The organism is Photobacterium leiognathi, assembly GCF_030685535.1.
Taxonomy (GTDB): domain Bacteria; phylum Pseudomonadota; class Gammaproteobacteria; order Enterobacterales; family Vibrionaceae; genus Photobacterium; species Photobacterium leiognathi.
Genome location: NZ_CP131601.1, coordinates 1997937 through 2017325 on the forward strand (window position 1 = coordinate 1997937; position 19389 = coordinate 2017325).

18 protein-coding genes are annotated in these 19389 nt (G+C 39.5%); 8 read left to right on the plus strand and 10 right to left on the minus strand.

Features of this window, described 5'->3' with window-relative positions; genetic code table 11:
• The first annotated feature begins 52 nt into the window (after nt 1–52).
• A complete protein-coding gene (locus tag Q7674_RS16235; RefSeq protein WP_008987355.1) occupies nt 53–388 on the plus strand; it encodes a PBPRA1643 family SWIM/SEC-C metal-binding motif protein in 336 nt (111 codons plus the stop codon).
• Nucleotides 389–459: 71 nt separating this feature from the next.
• On the plus strand, nt 460–927 hold the full coding sequence (locus tag Q7674_RS16240) for an RNA methyltransferase (protein ID WP_008987356.1): 468 nt from the start codon (nt 460–462) through the stop codon (nt 925–927).
• A gap of 84 nt (nt 928–1011) precedes the next feature.
• Here Q7674_RS16240 and Q7674_RS16245 read toward each other — a convergent pair whose 3' ends face one another.
• The 4 genes from Q7674_RS16245 to Q7674_RS16260 form a co-directional block, all read right to left on the minus strand.
• Nucleotides 1012–2295, minus strand: a complete 1284-nt coding sequence (locus Q7674_RS16245) for a PepSY-associated TM helix domain-containing protein (protein WP_045065891.1) — start codon at nt 2293–2295, stop codon at nt 1012–1014.
• A gap of 137 nt (nt 2296–2432) precedes the next feature.
• A complete protein-coding gene (locus Q7674_RS16250; protein WP_305422838.1) occupies nt 2433–3236 on the minus strand; it encodes a GGDEF domain-containing protein in 804 nt (267 codons plus the stop codon).
• Entirely contained in the window at nt 3229–4506 is a 1278-nt protein-coding gene (locus Q7674_RS16255) for a hypothetical protein (protein WP_305422839.1), read from the minus strand. The genes Q7674_RS16250 and Q7674_RS16255 overlap by 8 nt, the downstream gene beginning before the upstream one ends.
• The gene (locus Q7674_RS16260) at nt 4503–5678 is read right to left on the minus strand and encodes a sugar ABC transporter substrate-binding protein (protein WP_305422841.1); all 1176 of its coding nucleotides are present in this window, start codon (nt 5676–5678) and stop codon (nt 4503–4505) included. Before Q7674_RS16260 ends, Q7674_RS16255 begins: the two co-directional genes overlap by 4 nt.
• Before the next feature lie 384 nt (nt 5679–6062).
• Here Q7674_RS16260 and Q7674_RS16265 point away from each other — a divergent pair, with 384 nt between their 5' ends.
• The gene (locus Q7674_RS16265) at nt 6063–6626 is read left to right on the plus strand and encodes a C40 family peptidase (RefSeq protein ID WP_008987360.1); all 564 of its coding nucleotides are present in this window, start codon (nt 6063–6065) and stop codon (nt 6624–6626) included.
• A gap of 287 nt (nt 6627–6913) precedes the next feature.
• Here Q7674_RS16265 and Q7674_RS16270 read toward each other — a convergent pair whose 3' ends face one another.
• From Q7674_RS16270 to Q7674_RS16280, 3 genes are all read right to left on the minus strand, one after another.
• The gene (locus tag Q7674_RS16270; protein WP_305422842.1) at nt 6914–8089 is read right to left on the minus strand and encodes an amino acid permease; all 1176 of its coding nucleotides are present in this window, start codon (nt 8087–8089) and stop codon (nt 6914–6916) included.
• Between the two features lie 412 nt (nt 8090–8501).
• Nucleotides 8502–8744, minus strand: a complete 243-nt coding sequence (locus Q7674_RS16275) for a hypothetical protein (RefSeq protein ID WP_008987362.1) — start codon at nt 8742–8744, stop codon at nt 8502–8504.
• 189 nt (nt 8745–8933) lie between these two features.
• Entirely contained in the window at nt 8934–9317 is a 384-nt protein-coding gene (locus Q7674_RS16280; protein WP_008987363.1) for a DUF805 domain-containing protein, read from the minus strand.
• Nucleotides 9318–9575: 258 nt separating this feature from the next.
• Here Q7674_RS16280 and Q7674_RS16285 point away from each other — a divergent pair, with 258 nt between their 5' ends.
• On the plus strand, nt 9576–12116 hold the full coding sequence (locus Q7674_RS16285; protein ID WP_305422843.1) for an Ig-like domain-containing protein: 2541 nt from the start codon (nt 9576–9578) through the stop codon (nt 12114–12116).
• Between the two features lie 358 nt (nt 12117–12474).
• Here the strand turns inward: Q7674_RS16285 and Q7674_RS16290 are convergent, their stop codons facing one another.
• From Q7674_RS16290 to Q7674_RS16300, 3 genes are all read right to left on the minus strand, one after another.
• A complete protein-coding gene (locus tag Q7674_RS16290) occupies nt 12475–12750 on the minus strand; it encodes a hypothetical protein (RefSeq protein WP_045065896.1) in 276 nt (91 codons plus the stop codon).
• 93 nt (nt 12751–12843) lie between these two features.
• Entirely contained in the window at nt 12844–14106 is a 1263-nt protein-coding gene (locus Q7674_RS16295; protein ID WP_305422844.1) for a NupC/NupG family nucleoside CNT transporter, read from the minus strand.
• A gap of 321 nt (nt 14107–14427) precedes the next feature.
• A complete protein-coding gene (locus Q7674_RS16300) occupies nt 14428–15342 on the minus strand; it encodes a LysR family transcriptional regulator (RefSeq protein ID WP_008987367.1) in 915 nt (304 codons plus the stop codon).
• A gap of 455 nt (nt 15343–15797) precedes the next feature.
• Here Q7674_RS16300 and Q7674_RS16305 point away from each other — a divergent pair, with 455 nt between their 5' ends.
• The 4 genes from Q7674_RS16305 to pstB all read left to right on the plus strand — a co-directional run bounded on the left by Q7674_RS16305 (nt 15798) and on the right by pstB (nt 19279).
• Complete coding sequence (locus tag Q7674_RS16305; RefSeq protein ID WP_045065899.1) at nt 15798–16619, plus strand: phosphate ABC transporter substrate-binding protein; 822 nt, start codon at nt 15798–15800, stop codon at nt 16617–16619.
• A gap of 88 nt (nt 16620–16707) precedes the next feature.
• Nucleotides 16708–17619: a phosphate ABC transporter permease subunit PstC gene (pstC, locus tag Q7674_RS16310; protein ID WP_305422846.1), complete on the plus strand. Its 912-nt coding sequence runs from the start codon at nt 16708–16710 to the stop codon at nt 17617–17619.
• 6 nt (nt 17620–17625) lie between these two features.
• Nucleotides 17626–18513 carry a phosphate ABC transporter permease PstA gene (gene pstA / locus Q7674_RS16315; protein ID WP_045065900.1) on the plus strand — a complete coding sequence of 296 codons (888 nt, stop codon included), beginning with the start codon at nt 17626–17628 and terminating at the stop codon, nt 18511–18513.
• Nucleotides 18514–18529: 16 nt separating this feature from the next.
• Nucleotides 18530–19279, plus strand: coding sequence for a phosphate ABC transporter ATP-binding protein PstB (gene pstB / locus Q7674_RS16320; RefSeq protein WP_008987371.1), 750 nt, complete (start codon nt 18530–18532; stop codon nt 19277–19279).
• Nucleotides 19280–19389 lie beyond the last annotated feature (110 nt).

The following is a 19389-nucleotide window of genomic DNA, read 5'->3' on the forward strand; positions in this document are numbered from 1 at the left end:
ACAATTAATCAGACACCTTTGTTTGATTACTTCATGGTAAGTAGGTTCACCCATGTCTAAATTCTTCTATAAAGGTCGTATCGAAAAGAAGCCGAAATACGAAAGCTTTGGCTACAACACGAAACGCGCAACTAAACTGGGCACGGAAACCAACCCTCTCACATTGATTGTGAATAGCGAAGAACGTAAACAAGCACTACTACAGCAAATTGAAGAAAATAACCTTTTCGCGAATATCACTGTAGATGCAAACGTTGCAGAAAATACTGCCGAGTTCGATGGTATCTTCAATAAGCCAAAAACAACGGTATTTGAAAAAACACCAAACCGTAATGATCCATGCTCATGTGGCAGTGGTCAGAAATACAAAAAGTGTTGTGGTAAATAACATCCTATAAAGCAGGTATTCGTACCTGCTTTATTTTTTCAGCTCCATGTAAAAATTAAGTAGATAGTCGTATGAGCAAAAATAGCCAAGGGTATTCTTGTATTGGTCTTTTTAACCCTAAAACGCCTGAAAATGTCGGTTCTGTAATGCGTGCTGCTGGCTGCTACGGTGTCAATTCTGTTTTCTATACTGGCACGCGCTATGATCACGCTGCACAGTTTTGTACTGATACTAAAAAAGCAGCTTTAGACATTCCGCTAATTGGTGTTGAAGATCTGCGTGACATCATTCCTGTTGGCTGTGTTCCTGTTGCCGTTGATCTGATTGATGATGCAAAACCATTACCTGAATATAAGCACCCTAAACGTGCGTTTTATATTTTTGGCCCTGAAGACGGTACGTTAAAAAAAGACATTACTGATTTCTGCCGTGAAACCATTTATGTGCCAACTAAGGGCTGTATGAACCTTGCAGCAGCCGTTAACGTGATTTTGTATGATCGACTAGCGAAAGGCGATAATTTCTCAAACCATAAGTAATATCGCTGCTATTCACATCACATATGCTAGAAAAGAAAGCCTCGAAAATGCTTAACAGCTTCGAGGCTTTTCTATAGAGGATAACTAAGATGCGGCAGACACTAAACGGATTGTTTTCTTCAATATTTTACTGATTAACCACAGTGTCATTATTGCCAATAGACTTATGCCAAACATAGGTAGAGTAATACCAAGTAACAACATACTCCCCCACAACAATACCCCAATTTGTTTATCTCGTGCTGCTTTAGGTAAACCGAAGCTCTTTTTAGGTTTACGCAAACAATAAGAAACCAAAGCACTGGCACTAAGCACAGCAGTTAATACGCAAAGTCCTAGCATAAAGTACCAATTTGCTTGACCAAAGAACTCCCCTTGGTGAATCCGCATAACAACGTGTCGCCCATTACTAAGTGCGCCAACATCAGACCAAGAGAATGCTTTGATCACGTTACCAGTGTACTGATCGACATGGATCTGTTGCTGATCTTTTAATGATTCTGCACGGTTGCTAATACTGTAGATCCCTTTAGGGTTTGTTGGAATTGTGATGGTAACAACCCCTGCTAAGTCTTTATCTTTTGCAATTGTTACCACATCATCGAGATCTAATTTTTTAGCCGCTTTATTTGGATCTGATTCTAATCCTCTACCGTGGTATCCCGTCGGGTATCCAGTGTCAGTCTGATCACGAACGGTTTTAAAATTACTCCCAAACAATTCCGTCCAAGGTAATCCACCAGCCAATACCAGCATTAATGCTAAAGATAACCAAAAACCACATAAAGCATGCAAGTCACGATAAAAAGTGCGTTTACCTTGTTTTACTCGAACGCGAAATAGTGTCCTGATCTCAGCAATAGAACGAGGAAAGAACAAATACAGCCCAGTTATAATGAGTACGACTAGCCAACTCGCGACTAACTCTATAACCCAACTTCCCTTTTTCCCAAGTAACAACTCACCATGTAATTTCCTGACTTTCTGCATCAAGGTATCTTTTCGTGCAAACTGCCCTGTCACTTCTCCCGTGTAAGGATTCACAAAGGTATAGCTCTCTGACGAAAAGCGTCCTGCGATAAATTGCGTCGCTTGATAGTCAGAATCAGGCAGGATCATTTGGGTCGGTATCGCTACCCCGTTTTCTTTTGCCGCTTTCTGAGCGATATCTAGTTGCTGCTGATAAGTAAGATATGAAACAGACGGTGTAACCTGAGTCATTGAACGATAAGTTTGTTGCTCGTAATCGGCTTTAAATAAATAGATAGCACCTGTTACAGAAAGTAATAGGATGAAAGGTAGTGAAATAAGCCCTGCAATAATATGCCAGCGCCATAACCAATGGTGTATTTTCTTTGCATAGAACATAACGAATCCTTGTTATTGTCTGCTAATTTTCTTTTAGACTAACAAGATACACGCCATCAATGTGCTTCACTGGCTAATTTTTTGATTTTGATGCGATAAAAAAGCCATAACACTTTCATGTTATGGCTTAATAATAATTAACGAGGAGTTAACCCTGTAGATTCATAGAATGCTTTTTTATCTAAATACATCGCTTTATCAGCAACTTGATAAATATTCTGTGCATCATGCGATTCCGTACTTGCACACCCCATCGCAAAATGAATTTTCACTTTATCGCCATTAGGCAAGCTTGCGTAATGCCCTTGTTCTAGCAGTGCTCGGAGTCGTTGCTTTAACAACTCACAGCCTGTGTTATCGCCAAGTTTAACAATAATCGCATATTCATCACCGCCTAAACGATAGACCTTATCTGTTTGACGGCACACACTTTGAATTAGATGTCCCGTATCAATCAGTAATTGATCCCCCATATGGTGACCATACTCATCGTTTGCTTGCTTCAGGCCGTTCACATCAATCATGAATAAGCCAAAGTATTGCTCAGGATAACGCTGTGATACTTTCAGCCATTCTTCTAAATCGACATCAAAAGCTTTACGGTTACTCAAACCTGTTAGTGGATCTGTAATCGCAATTCGCTCCAACTCTTCGTTTAGTAATCGCCCTTCTAGTTCCGCTGAAAGTTGATACACGAACAGTGAAATTACCTCAAAATCATCACGTTCGATGTTTGGGTACTTCATTACGATAATGCCTAATGTTTCATCGTGGGTATCCATGATTTTGAAACATTGGAAGGTTTTATCATTATTGTTAGCGCGGAAGTATTCACTGCAATGAGCTTCAACATCAATGCTCGCTAAATCATCAGGGTTAATCCCTTCACAAACCCATTCACGTTTTTGATTAACGTATAGCTGCATTGCCCAGCTAGGCATAAGGATATAAGCTAACCAGTTGCGTCATCACAGTTGAATGAATATCACCATGCTGTAGCTTATTACTGAACGATAGTAATGATTGCAACATGGTACGACGCTTTTCTTCACGCTGTAATGTCTGAGTTAGCTGAAGTGTTTTCTCATGCACCTTCTTTTCTAACTGCTCATTAAAGCTCATCAATTTGGTATTTTTATCTTCTAAGTCATCAAACTGCGCTTTAATGGTACTTGTCATTTTCTGAATTAAATCATTAACCATGATTAACTCAGCAAAACGTAAGTCTTTATCTGGAATGCTATAACTACCACTCAAGCAAGCGCGTACACTATCCATTAAATACGTTAATGGCTTAGCAAACCAACGATAAGAAATGGTCGCGGTTAACAATGCTAACATCACGATAATAACGGTGACGATGGATAATATTTTCAATGAATTAGTAAAAGGATTCTCACCCAAGTACTTATTCATAAACACTTCAGCCTCGTAAGACATTGGCTCTGAAATATACTTATTAGCAATCGTGACTTTTTCCGTCTTTGATACGGTTGGTACAGCAGGATCTAATTTGCCTTTATATACCGAAATGTTATCCATACCATCGTGTTTAAAGACAACATGCTCACCGTCTTTCAAATATGGTCGAAGGACTTTAATGATATTTTCAACAGGGACAATAACAATTAAATAGCCTAACGGTTTTCGTTTTAATCCTTCCGTCAATGTTGATTGAAAGATAGGAACCCCTATTACAACCCCTTTACGACTAGGGTTGTACTTTTTAGGCATTAATTGTTCAGCATCATAGTTAAATACCCACTGATTACCGATGCTTTTAGTGGTATCAACACGAACAGTTACGAGACTTTTCAAGCTTTCAAACGATTTGATGCCATTAATACCGTTATAATTTTCAACCTCATTCCAGTCTGCATTAACTAGGTAGGCAGCTTGGATCAAAGGCGTGTTATCAACAAGGTTTTCTAACGTTGCATCAACATGACTCGTCAGGAAAAAGTCATCAATGCCCTGCACAAGCAACCTATCGCGGGAAAGCACATCTAATGCTGTTGAAAGCAAATAAAAACGATAATTGAATTCTTGTTTTAAGGTTGTTGATAAACGATCAATTAAGTCTAAACGATAATTAGTTTCAACTTCCGTTTGCTGTTTAATAAGCAAACCACCAATGATGGAGGCTGGCAACACAGCAACAAAAACCATTAACAGCGCCAATGAGGATTTAAGTTTTAATTTTAATTTCATTCGTTTTTTAACCGACGCATTTGCTGCGTAGCAATATGCTGCATATATTCTGCAGACTCTTCGGCAGATAACCCATCTTCATAACGCTTAAAGCCAATAGCGATCGCTTGCCATGCTATCGCCATTTTAATGCTAGAAGGCATAGGTTTAGACAGTTCAAACTGTTCAAATAACACTTTGTCATTACCTTTCGCTTGTTTTTTATACTCACCTAATAGATGTTCAGAGACAGGTAACAAACGTGTTTTTTCATAAACCAATGTTTGGATGCTAGGACGCTGAACAAACTTAGCAAATTTCTCGATCAGCTTCTTTTCTTGCTTTGGACGTGATGAATAATTAGGTAATGACAAGACAAAGGTACTCTTCATTGAACGCATCTGACTACCATTGATTGTTGGTAACAATGCGACACCTAGGTTTTCACCCATAGTATTTTTTAAGTCTTGATATGCCCAATCGCCATTAATGGCATAGGCTTCTTTTCCTTGAACAAAATCGGCTTGTGAACAGGTATAATGGCATTGTTCATCAACCACTTTTTGCTTAGCGAGATCACGATAATATTTTAACGCAGCTACCATTTCTGGTGTATTTAGAGATATTTGATTATCCGTAATTGACCAACCATTAAATGCAGACAAAAACGGAATAAAATAATACATATCTTGGTAGTTCCAGCCTATTGGCAAGATATTTTTATCAATATATTGCTGCTTACTCGCTAACAGACTTTCCCAAGAACGGGCAAGTTTAGAAACCAATTTTTTGTTATAATATAACAGTAAATTGTTTCCTTGAATGACAGGGATCCCCCAATACTTTCTATCAGCAAAAGCCGTTGATTTTGCTGATGGTGAAATATCAGATAAAAACCAATCTTCGGGAATACGAGATAATTTCATTAAGCGATGTAATCCAACAAAATCTGAAGGAAAAATCACCAAATCCGGGAGACCACCGTATTGAGCACCCAATAAAATCTCTGCTTTTATCTTTTCAGGATCAAACTGGACTAAAGAAATATTGATATTGTTTTCTTTTTTAAACTCATCAACTAATAGATTGATAAAACTATTGTCTTGATGAGAATACCAAAGCGTTAAATTCTGTTCTGCTTTCGATGCCACAGAAAAAAACATACATAACAGTAATACGATATTTCTAAACATAACTAATTCAAATTATTAACCATTAACGTTAAGGGTAAATCAATATCTAACCAAATACATCAATCAAAACGATGAGTGCGACATCATATAGCATTCCATTAAAGAATAAAACGCTGCATTATTATAGTTTGTCGTTACTTGAATAAAGTTTAATTGATTATGAATATAATATAATAAGAATTGGTACAAATTCACGTCTATTAGAAGTCACATCACATATATAAATGTATAAATTTTAATGTATTAGATTAATCACATCTAATATCAATAAGCTGCATGTAATACGGCTGCAACTTCGTAAAAATGCTTACACTAAATAATGCAAAGCGTTATTATGAGTAGTTTAATCGCTCTGTTATTAAACTGAACAATGTAACTATTATTATGACATTACCTAAATCCACATTAGCGCTTTTCAGCTGTTCTCTTTTTTTTCTCGTTGCTTGTGAATCCACGGTAAATGCGTCGCCACAAACAGAACAAACGAAATCTGTACCAGCAGCTCAAAAGCCAGTAAAAGAAGTCCCACTGATTGCACCCAAAAAGCAGCTTAAAAAAGAGCAAGAGATGATCAAGTTTGCTCGTAAGCATATCGGCACTAAATATGTTTGGGGCGGCAATACGCCTAAAGGCTTTGACTGCTCAGGCTTTATCAAATACGTATACAATAAATACGATATTTCAATCCCACGCACAACGGCTGCTTACCCATCACTTTATTACAAAAAAATAGCGCTTAAAGATGCAAAAGTAGGTGACTTAATCGTGTTCACAGGCACAAACCCTAAAATTCGTAAACCAGGCCATGCAGGCATTATCACTGAAGTAGGTAAACACTCTTTGAAGTTTGTTCACAGCTCTTCATCTAAAAAGCATTTCGGCGTTACTGAAACAGATTACTATAAAAGTGGCTACCCTAAACGCTACTTAACTGTCGTTCGTATGTAAGCTTTTATAAATAAAAGAAAAAGGAGCTGGTTAGCTCCTTTTTTTTGACTGTAATATTATCTTTACAGCTAAGAATTTCTTAAAATTTCCAACATCTGGCTCTAGTTTAATAAACTTTGTATTATCTAGCCAAATCACAGCAATCACTAGCGATGCCCTAATCGCACTCCAATAGTCATTGTCTGTTTGATAACGATAAGTTCGGTCACTTTGTCGTTATCTAGAATAAGGGGCTGATAGATCGGTCAATCTAGCAGCCCCACACTCTTCTATTATTTGTTTATGGTTTAAATTACTTGTGCACCAATCAAGAATAAACCAAAGCTAAAACAAACCATCATTGCAATTTGCCCACCTCCAACTTCGTAATACTCATCATTACTTATTGCTGTTTGTGTCTTACCCTCTGATTTTCTTAAGTTAATAGCCATCATCATGGGGATAAACACTGCAATAAACACCATAATTAAGCCTGCATAACTCAATACTGCTAAAAATTTTTCTGCAGCAAATATGGCGCCTAACAGTGGAAGAATAAAAGTTAAAACGTACGTCACCGCACGGTTTTGTTTAAATAAATCAATATTTTGGTCAAATAATGAAAGAGCCACACCAAAGAATGAAGTCAGCAATGCTAGTCCTGTAAATATTGAAAGAATGACATGGATCCCTTCAAAGCGAGTAGCCAGCACATTAATTAACTCGGAAACATTATTGAACTGTGTTAATTGCTCATACGATAAACTTCCCACAACAGCGTAAAGCCAAAGTAAGTAACACACCAATGGAATGAGAGAACCCAATAAAACCATATTGCGTAATTGCGCATGTGTCGCATTTTCGTTATAAGACACTAATGATGGAATAACAGGAAAAAATCCAAAACTGGTAAATAACACCGCACTGGTTTTGATTAGATCAATACTACTGTCATTTGTTGCAGTGAAAAAGTGTGCTAGTGACATATTTGGCACTAAGGCAAAGAGCGTGATAACAAGCACTGCTAACATTAAGAGAAATAACACACGATTTAACTTATCAATCACGCCAGTACCAGCAGCGACAATACCACCAGCAATAACAGCAAACAGAATTTGACTTTGGACTAACGAGATATCTAAACCTAAATTCAGTACCATTTTATGGACTAAGTCACCAGCACCAATGATGTAAGCCATTAATAAACAGATTAATAGTGCGTATAACAATCCATTAGTGATCAGTTGTCCACCCTTTCCTAATGATTGCTTCGCGATAGTATTCATACCTAAACCACCGCGAACTTTAATACTGGCTTCAAGTAATAACAAAGCGGCATAAGTCGTTCCGCTCCAAATAACTAACATCAAAATCGTGCCAGAAAGCAATCCAAACTGAGCTAATACCATCGGGATAGCTAACATGCAAGCACCAAGCGCCGTGCCCGCAATAATTAGCGAGCTACCTAATAATTTTAAATTCACACAAAACCCTTACTTCATATTTGCAGCACTAAACCTCAGCGGTGAGCTGCTATTTCTCGAATATATAAAAACAAAATTGGCGGCTTTTATAAGCCGTAACTAAATCGAGATGAATATAAGGACTGAACTGGTAGGGCAGACGACAGAGAATGTCGCTGTATTGATTTTTTTGAAAGGTCACACAACATTAATCGTACTCCAAAAACGATATTATTTATGATGAGTGGTCATGATGTGTTGTTTCGGTCAAAACGCACATCGCTCATCTGTTGTCATACTAAAACACATTACAGTGGAATGAAATGGGATATTGTATCCTCAGACCAGCATAATGCTTATAAAAGCCTCCAGTAGTTATAACTAAAGGCTTATCGAATACTTCAAAGAGGTAGTTACTCAGAATAATAGGTGGTTATCCCATTTGTTTTTCAGAGGCAAGGCTCACTAATGTTAAGCTGTTAAATGAGCCTGGCTTTACCGCAATTAAACTACCGTCACCAAACTGAATACCATCAAAGAATTGAGAGCCCCACTTTACACGTTTAAAGTGTGCGTAACGTGCTTTGGCATACACAGTTTCTAACGCGTTTAATGCACCATCACGCTTTACTTGTTCAAGAATAGCTTGGCTCAATAATTTATCAGCAATAGACATAGTTGCCTCCTACAAAACAATCGCGTTTTTCCATATCCGCTCATTTCTTTGTACCAAACATAGCAATTTATGCAAGGGCACTATCCTCAGTTTATGTGTTTTTCCAATTATTAGTTTAAAATTCATCCATAAAAAAAGCTCAGCGTATGAATCTGAGCTTTTGAATTTAATGAAAATATTAATTGGCATTTACACCGTGAATGAACCGTTATCTTGTTTTGGATTTGGACCAAATCGGTTATCACCAGGCTTGCTGTCTTGTACCATGAAATAGATCAGCACTAAGATACCCACAATCGGAACAAACATGATCAATGCCCACCAACCTGTTCGATCTTGGTCATGCAAACGACGGACAATCACGGCAATATTAGGGATCACAATAAAGAGTGAATACAATGCTGCTAATAGTCCGTAGCCATCACCAAATGTAGGCAAGCCTAAAACACTATCTGCAACACCGAGAGCCAAACTGACTAACGCACTAATTAAAGTAAAAAACCAAAACTCTTTACGACGAGAACGTCCATTAAACTGTGCGTACTTTTTTAATACCGCAATGTACCAATCCATCTTTCTTCCCTTTATGCCCAAATATAGAACCGAATAAATATGTTTAAAATGTATGCCTTTTCAAGATAGTAGCCAAGTCTTTTATTAGTAACATCTGATGTGAGGCTGCTCGAAAATAAAAATAATAACGACTGTCTATTTTATCGGCATTGTGAGTAAGGTTATAAAGCCTATAAATTATGCATATAGTTTTACGCTTATTGACCTTTCCTATTTCATTATTAGTGCTACTAACACTAACTGCAATAGGGATAGACAATGCAAAAGACACTTCTTACCTGTGCATTAACCGTCGCTTTTAGCGCATCACAGGCATATGCAGCAGATTGTACCAATATCGATGAGTGGCAAGCTGATATCGCATATAACGGTGGCAGCCAAGTACAACAACAAGGCAGCCTTTATAAAGCGAATTGGTGGTCACAAGGTAACGCGCCAAGTAGTCACTCAGGAGATTGGCAGGAATGGACGTTAGTTGATAGTTGTGATGCTGGTGGAAACCAAATGCCAACGGTTGCGCTTACCTCGCCAGTTGATAATGCACAACTCAGTGAAAGCAGTGACATCACTATTGCAGCCAATGCCAACGATAAAGACGGCACAATCAAACAGGTTGAGTTCTTCTTAAATCAACAATCCATCGCTGTGATTGATAAAGCACCGTATCAGATCAATTGGACTACCGTACTCGGTAACCACACAATCACAGCGGTTGCGACTGATAATGAAAACGCAACCCAAACCGATACCGTCACAGTAAGTGTTATATCTGCTAATGAGAACATCGCACCAACGGTTGCTATCAGCTCACCAACGGCAGATGCGAGTGTGACTGAAGGCGATAGTGTTACGATAAGTGCCAACGCACAAGATAAAGATGGCTCTGTTACTAAAGTAGAGTTCTTTGTTGATAATCAGCTTATTGCGACAAGCACATCAGCACCGTTCACTGCCCAATGGACAGCCACTGCTGGAGACCATCAAATCACCGCCAAAGCGACAGATAATGAAGGCAGTGCAACAACCTCAACAGCAATCAGCATTAATGTTAGTGAAGTCATCGTTGGCGGCGGTTGTGGCGATATTCCAACCTTTAAGTCAGGCACACAATATGCGGCTGGTGACTTAGTTGAAAATAACAACCATAAATATCGCTGTGATATTGCTGGTTGGTGCTCTTCCTCTTCAGATTGGGCCTATGCGCCAGGTGAAGGTCAACATTGGAGTGATGCATGGACTGATTTAGGTATTTGTGCCATTGCACCTGAAGTGACATTAACATCATTAAGTGCTCAACAAACTGTGCTTGCTGGCACAACATTAACCATTGATGCAGAAGCGACAGATGCTGACGGTACAATTGCACAAGTCAGTTTCTACGCTAACGATCAGCTCATTGAAACAGATACCAGCGCACCATATAGCGCGCAATGGTTAGCATCAGGTTTAGGTAATACCACCATCAAAGCTGTTGCAACAGATAATGAAGCCAATACAGGCGAAGCAAGCGCAACCGTGACCGTCAGTGATCAAGCTTTAGTCACTAGCCTCACCTCACCAGTAAGTGGATCGGTGGTTACTTTAGGTAAAGCATTAACCCTTTCAGCAACTGCAACGGCACTCACAGGTGATGTGCGTCAGGTTGATTTCATTATTAACGGCAATATTGTTGCTACTGATACAACAGCTCCTTACAGCGCATCTTGGACTGCACAATCAGCAGGCAGTTACACCGTTACCGCCTTAGCAACGACTGGTACTGGCGAAACAGCACTATCTACAGCTGCTAGCATTAAAGTACAGGAGCCTATTGATACTAAACACAACCTAATTGGTTACTGGCATAACTTCGTTAACGGCTCTGGCTGTCCTATCCGTCTTGGTGACATTTCACCTGACTGGGATATTATCGACATTGCCTTTGCTGATAACGATAGAAACAGTAACGGTACTGTTCACTTCAATCTATACAACGGCGATATACACAGCAGTTGTGCTCCGTTAGATCCACAACAGTTTAAAGATGACGTTCGTAAGCTTCGTGCCCAAGGTAAGATCATCGTGCTATCACTCGGTGGTGCTGAAGGTACCATCACGCTAAATACCGATTCTGATCAAGCAAACTTTGTTTCAAGCCTGACTGACATTATCAACGAGTGGGGCTTTGACGGTTTAGATATCGATTTAGAAAGTGGCTCTAATCTGCTTCACGGCACACAAATCCAAGCTCGTTTACCTGTCGCATTAAAACAAATTGAGAAAAATATTGGTGGTGATATGTACCTCACCATGGCACCAGAGCACCCTTATGTACAAGGTGGCATGATTGCTTACTCTGGTATCTGGGGTGCTTACATTCCAATGATTGATCAATTACGTGATATGCTGAACTTGCTTCACGTCCAGCTATACAATAATGGCGGCCTAGCCAATCCATACATGTCAGGTGCTGCACCTGAAGGCTCGGTTGATATGATGGTAGCATCAGTCAAAATGCTGATTGAAGGCTTTGAGCTAGCAGATGGTAGCCAATTTGCCCCACTTCGTGATGATCAAGTCGCTATTGGTTTACCTTCAGGTCCAAGCTCAGCTAACTCAGGTCAAGCGCCTACCCAAAACATTATTGATGCCCTTGATTGCGTCACTAAAGGCAGTAGTTGTGGTTCAGTTGTACCAACAAAACTCTACCCTAATTTTGGTGGTGTAATGACATGGTCAATTAACTGGGATGTGCATGATGGCTTTAACTTCTCAGGCCCTATTGGGAAAAAACTGCAAGAAATGAATAGCCAGCGATAACTAAAGCAGTAAAAACAACAACGCCAAGGCAAATAGCTGCCTTGGCGTTTTTCTGAAAATATACTTTGTGGAATATGGCACAATTTAATATGCAATATAATGAAATAAAAGCCATTTAGTTGGATTAGAAAAAATCATCCCAATAAATAGTTATGCCATGGAGTTAAGGTTTATTTAGATATGGAATGTTCTAACTAACTTACAATTAAGGCAGATATATGGCTAAAACGAAAAGTGGAAAAAAGAAAGTTCATGTTCCAGCGCATACAAAAAAAGATGGAACAAAAGTAAGAGAACACTACCGCTCAACACCAAATTAAAAAATAAAGCCCAATTTTATAATTGGGCTTTATTTTTACTAATAGCGTTTAATTCGCACTACTTTCATGGTCTCGATTTCAAAGCCTGCAACCGTCACCGTTTCAGGGTAATAGGTCATATTCACTTTCGCCCCCTTTAGGCTTTGGTATTTTGTCTTTCGCTTAAACTTAAATGGCACATCATAGCCATCAATCATCAAGGTATGCAGGATCCAATCACCATCTTCACGTTGAGTATGAGAGTGGACTTTTAAACCATCGCTATGGATCAATTCAGCATGTTTAGCTACTAATTTATCAACATCCGATTTCATCGCATTTAGATCCTTTTAATCAATGAATAGCCCATACGCAAACAGAGAGCCTAAGCTCTCTGTTTAATGTTAACCGCTTACTGAGCGATGTTACTACGAAAGTGGAATAAATAAACCCGCTAACGTTGCACTCATTAAGTTTGCAAGTGTTGCAGCAAAAATCGCTTTCATACCCAAACGTGCAATCTCAGGACGACGTTGAGGAACAATACCGCCTAAACCACCCATTAACATTGCAATAGATGTTAGGTTAGCAAAGCCACAAAGAGCAAAAGTCACGATTGCTTGAGAGTGCTCACTCAGTTTTGCAATGGTTTCAGGCTTCATTAGCTCTGCAAATGCAATAAATTCGTTAACCGCAATCTTAGTACCGATCAAGCTTGCTGCCGTTGTTGCTTCAGACCATGGCACACCAATTAACCAAGCAACAGGTGCAAAGACATAACCAAAGATCATATCTAAGCTTAGGTGATGTAGACCATTCCAATCAAAGCCTAACCATTGACCAACAGAAGCTAACCAATTACCTATATGACCTAGACCACCGTTTACTAATGCAATTAAGCTGATCACTGCAAGTAAACTCGCACCTACTGCCATTGCAATTTGTAAACCGCTAAGCGCACCACGAGAAGCGGCATCAACCATGTTTACTGGTTCATCTTCTTCACCGTCATCTTCTTCTTCCATGGTGTGAACACCTTCAGTTTGAGGTACAAGCAATTTCGCCATCATCAAACCTGCAGGTGCAGACATAAAGCTTGCAGCAATAAGGTATTTCAGCTGAACACCTAAACCTGCATAACCCACCATAGTACCGCCAGCAACAGAAGCTAGGCCACCAACCATAACTGCAAACAGTTCAGAGCGTGTCATACGAGACAGGAATGGACGCACAACCAGTGGCGCTTCAACTGAACCAACAAAGATATTTGCCGTTGCCGACATCGATTCTGTACGTGTAGTACCTAAAAAGTACTGCAACACACCACCAATACTACGGATCACCCACTTCATTACACCTAGGTAATAAAGCACAGAGATCAACGCAGAGAAAAATACGATAGAAGGGAGTACGTTAACCGCAAAAATAAAACCTAGTTTAAATTGTGCTAATTGACCAAATAGGAATTCTGTACCCTCATTAGTATATTCAATGATGCCTGATACTGCACCAGAAACACTGTTTAAAACTACACGACCAATAGGCACGTATAAAATAAAGCCTGCAAAGATCACTTGCACGCAAAATGCACCCAATACAGTGCGCCAATTTACCGCGCGACGATTTTCAGAAAATAATAAACCAACGGCAAAGATTACGATAATGCCTAAGATGCCGACCAAATAATGCATGGTCATTCTCCAATGTGTAGTAGTAAACGATTGCGGGGGGATTTTAGGGAGAAATAAAAGTGTGACAAGGATCAAATTGTTATTGCTATTAACTAATCAATAACAACTTTCGCTATAACCGCTGTTTTTTTCAGCTAAGCAAACGAAATACGTGATATTGGTTCCTATAATGAATACTATTGTTTCTATAGTTTACAATTAGAAACGTTTGCGACAGCGTTTGGCTAACCGTTTGCGTCAAGCTGTCGCTTTTTACATCATATAATTGGTGAAAATAAACACGCTAATTTACGCTATTTATTCCCACCAACAGTGTTTTCACTATATTTGGCAGGAAATATTACCCAATTCGATATGCTCTCGGATAAATTCAATAAACAGATTAACCTTTGTTGGCAAATATTTATGGCGAGGATAAACCGCATATAAAGGCATGTGCTGTGTTAATTGCCACTCCGGCATCAAACGAATGAGTTTCCCATGGCGAATTTCATCTTTTAATAAATATGTCGCTAAATACCCTACCCCATTACCTGCAATGGTTGCATCACGGATAGCATCAGCGGAATCGACACGATAATTCCCTGTTACCTTTACTTGCAACTCTTCTTCTTTCAGACTGAAGTTCCAAATATTATCCTTACGCTCACGGCTAAAATAGGTAATACAGTTATGTTGTTTCAAATCATCCGGATGGTAAGGCACACCATGTTTCGCAAGGTAGTCAGGGCTTGCAACTAAGACAAAATCACAATTAGTAAGATGGCGAGCAACAAAGCCTTCTGGCGGTGAGTCCATAAAGCCAATCCACAAGTCAAGTTGCTCGGCAATAAGATCAACACGGTGATCAAACAAACTTAACTCAAGATTTACTAATGGATGGCGCTCGTGAAATTCATTGATGTAAGGCGCAACATGGTTAGACGCAAAAGATTGAGCGATCCCTACCCTTAATGAACCTTGCTGGCTATCACCCAGTGCTAACAACTCACTTTCAGCTTCATTGATCTCGTCAACAACCTTTTCACAATGCTTTGCAAAGATACGTCCCGATTCAGTTAATGCAAATGAGCGAGTGGTACGCTGCACCAATTGAACACCTAAACGTTCTTCTAATTGTTGCACTAACTTACTTACCTGAGTTCGTGAAATCTCAAGCAATTGTGCTGCTTTTGTAAAGCTCTGCTGTTTCGTCAAAGCATTGAACACAACCATTTGCTGCGCTTTTTTTAACATTGATAACCTTTCTAACTTCAAATAGTTGTAATTACTTTTAAGCGTAAAAGCGTACTGAACAACATATTTTCCTATTCTACTATAGATAAGAAGAGCGACAACCAATTGAAACATTGGAAGGAAATCACACTAAAATTCAGATTGAAATATGACTGTCATAAACTTATATGGTCATAAATATCTATCACTTCAGCATAATTAAAATACTTTCCAATATTTCATAAGACACCAAAAAATCATATTTAGCCGCGCAAAAACATATACTTAAAAGAAATAATTCAATGAATTTCAAATAATACGATTGAATTTAAATCAGTTTTAATTCCCATTAAGTATTTATGACAACATTCATAGAGTGTTCAAAGTTCTGAAACATAAGTGTCACATAACTTTCCTAACCTTTGTCACGTTCATTCAAACCTATAGTAATCAGCAAACACGAAAGGACTAGGAAAATGAAAACAAAGATTATCGGCGCAATCGCTTTAGCAGGAACAATGGTAGCTAGCACTGCAGCAATTGCAGGCGAAACTATCTCTGTTGTAGGTTCAAGCTCTGTATCACCATTAATGGAAGTATTTGGTGAAACTTATGCTAAATCAAATGACGTAACAGTTGAGGTTCAAGGCCCAGGTTCATCAGCAGGCATCCGTGCTGCACACGATGGCTCAGCCGATCTAGGTATGTCTTCACGTGACCTTAAAACGTCTGAAGAATCACCAGAAGTGAAAGAAGTGGTTATCGCTCGTGACGGTATTGCCGTTGTAGTAAACAACAGCAACCCTGTTTCAGACTTAACGAAAGAGCAAGTTGCTAAAATCTACAAAGGTGAAGTGACAAACTGGAAACAAGTTGGCGGTGAAGATAAGCCAATCGTTGTTGCTACACGTGATACAGCATCTGGTACTCGCGGTGCATTTGAAGACATCATGAGCCTTAAGAAAAAAATCAATGGCGTGAAAGTTTCTGCAATTTCACAAAAAGCACAAGTGGCAAGTGGTAATGGTCAGCTAAAAACAACTGTTGCTAACAACCCATTTGCAATCGGCTACATCTCTCTAGGCTCTGTTGATAATACAGTTAAACCTCTAGCAATCGACGGTCACAAGCCATCAGTTGCTGCTATCAAGTCTGGTGACTACACAGTTCAACGTCCATTCCTTGTTGTTTACAAAGAAGGTCGTCCATCAGCTGAAGCGCTTAAATTCCTATCTTGGATGAAAACTGCTGACGCACAAAAAATTGTTGAAAGCAAAGGCTTCATCTCTACGCACTAATAAGTATTTTTACGCTCAGCTCATTGAGCTGGGCGTTTTTTTGATTTCTCAGTAACTGGTCACGTTTGTACTGGTTCTGGAGTAAGTAATGACCATCGCGAATATTGAAAAAACAGCAAAGAAGCAAACTTCGCTTAAATCAAAAAAACGCATTGATTGGCGAGAAGTTTTCTTTAAAAACCTCTTCATGCTAAGTGCCGCTATTGGCATTTTATCCCTTATCACTATCGGCTACTTTATTTTCCGTGAAGGCTATGCAGCTTTTGCTCAAGCTGATATTACAGGTATCGTTTTAGGCACAGATTGGTTACCACCAGCGCTTTACGGTATCGCCCCTATGATTGTGGCTTCATTAGTATCAACGGCGGGCGCTGTGGTTATTGGTGTGCCTATCGGTGTTCTAACCGCTATTTTTATCGCAGAAGTTGCACCTAAACGTTTAGCCGATCTTATTCGTCCTATGATTGAGCTACTGGCAGGTATTCCTTCTGTTGTTTACGGTTTCTTCGGCCTTGTTATTATCGTTCCACTTATTCAAGACTGGTTCAACGTTCCAGCAGGTAATACGATTTTAGCCGGTATTATTGTTCTGGCAGTGATGATCCTACCAACGGTAATTACTGTATCAGAAACCTCTATTCGTGCTGTACCACGCGCCTATAAAGAAGGGTCATTAGCGTTAGGTGCATCATCGATGTTTACGATTTTTAAATTACTCGTCCCAGCTGCTCGCTCAGGCATCATGACAGGTGTGATTTTAGGTGTTGCACGTGCATTAGGTGAAACGATGGCAATCATTATGGTAATGGGTAACTCCCCTGCTATGCCTGAAGGTTTACTTGAATCAGCGCGTACGTTAACCGCTAACATCGCTATCGAAATGTCTTACGCAACAGGTATCCACGCAAGTGCACTTTACGCTACCGGTATTGTATTGCTGGTATTCATCATGCTGCTAAATGGTGCGCTTCTATTCTTAAACCGTGAGCGTGCGAGGTAATAAAGAATGTCTTTAACAGCAAATAATTCAGCACTTCAAAGTGCAAACCCTAAAGCCCAAAAACGTAAAGATCAGATTTCTTTAGCACTCATTTGGTTATCTGCAGGTGTCACTGTCGGTTTCCTTCTTTGGGTTATCTGGTACATCTTAAGTAATGGCCTTGCCCATGTTAACTGGTCATTCATCACGTCGGATTACACCACTATCGGTCAAGAATCAGGTATCTGGCCTATGGTTGTTTCGACCATTTATATGGTGCTGGCATCCATTGCAGTTGCTGCTCCACTTGGAATTATGACGGCAATCTACCTAACAGAATATGCAAAAGTAGGTAGCCGTTTAGTAAAAGTTATTCGATTCTGTACAGAATCTCTCGCCGGTATTCCATCAATTATTTATGGTTTATTCGGTATGACTTTCTTCGTAGTTGTGCTTGGTTTTGGTTACTCGATCCTGTCGGGTGCATTAACACTAAGTATTTTGATCCTTCCTGTGATCATCCGTACTACCGAAGAGGCGTTAATGGCTGTACCTCAAACTTACCGTGAAGGTTCTTATGGTTTGGGTGCATCTAAAATCTACACCATTTGGAGACTGATCCTTCCTAGTGCAATGCCAGGAATTGTCACTTCAATCATCCTCAGTGTCGGTCGTATTATTGGTGAATCAGCACCCGTATTCATGACAGCAGGTATGGTTGCACGTATCCCTGAAAGTGTTTTTGACTCAGGTCGAACACTTACCGTGCACCTTTATAAGTTAACTCAGGAGCTTTACACCGTTCACGAGTGGAATCAGGCCTACGGTACTGCCACTGTGCTTATTGTGATTGTGCTTGTTATTAACTTAATTACCAAACTGATTGCTAGCCGTTTCAACACTGCGACTTACTAATTTTGAGGAAGAGAAAATGAATAAATTTAATATTGAAAACCTAGACCTATTTTACGGCCAAAACCAAGCATTAAAGAAAATCAACCTGCCGATCCCAAACCGCCAAGTAACAGCGCTTATCGGCCCATCAGGTTGTGGTAAATCTACCCTACTTCGTTGTTTGAACCGTATGAACGACCTTATTGAAGGCGTAACCATCAAAGGTTCATTAACGATGGATAATGAAAATGTGTACGGCAATATCGACGTATCACAACTTCGTATCAAAGTAGGCATGGTTTTCCAAAAGCCAAACCCTTTCCCTATGAGCATTTACGAGAACGTTGCATACGGCCTACGCGCTCAAGGTGTAAAAGATAAGAAAGTGCTGGATGAAGTCGTAGAACAATCACTACGTGGTGCAGCACTGTGGGATGAAGTAAAAGATCGTTTGAAATCACACGCATTTGGCTTATCAGGTGGTCAGCAACAACGTTTATGTATTGCACGTACCATTGCTATGAAACCTGAAGTGATTTTGATGGATGAGCCAACATCAGCACTTGATCCAATTGCAACCAAGAAAATTGAAGATTTAATGGAGTCTCTGAAGAAAGATTTCACCATTGTTATCGTTACTCACTCGATGCAGCAAGCACGTCGTATTTCTGACCGCACTGCGTTTTTCTTAATGGGTGAGCTAGTAGAACATGATGAAACACAAAACCTATTCACAAACCCACAAGATGATCGCACTCGTGGCTACGTGAATGGTGATTTTGGTTAATAATCAGTTTATTACGATTATTAACATTCTTCCTCCTCGCAGTTTTAAAAAATAATAATAGCGATGGTACTTTTTGCCTCTTCTTCGGAAGAGGCTTTTTTATTGTAACT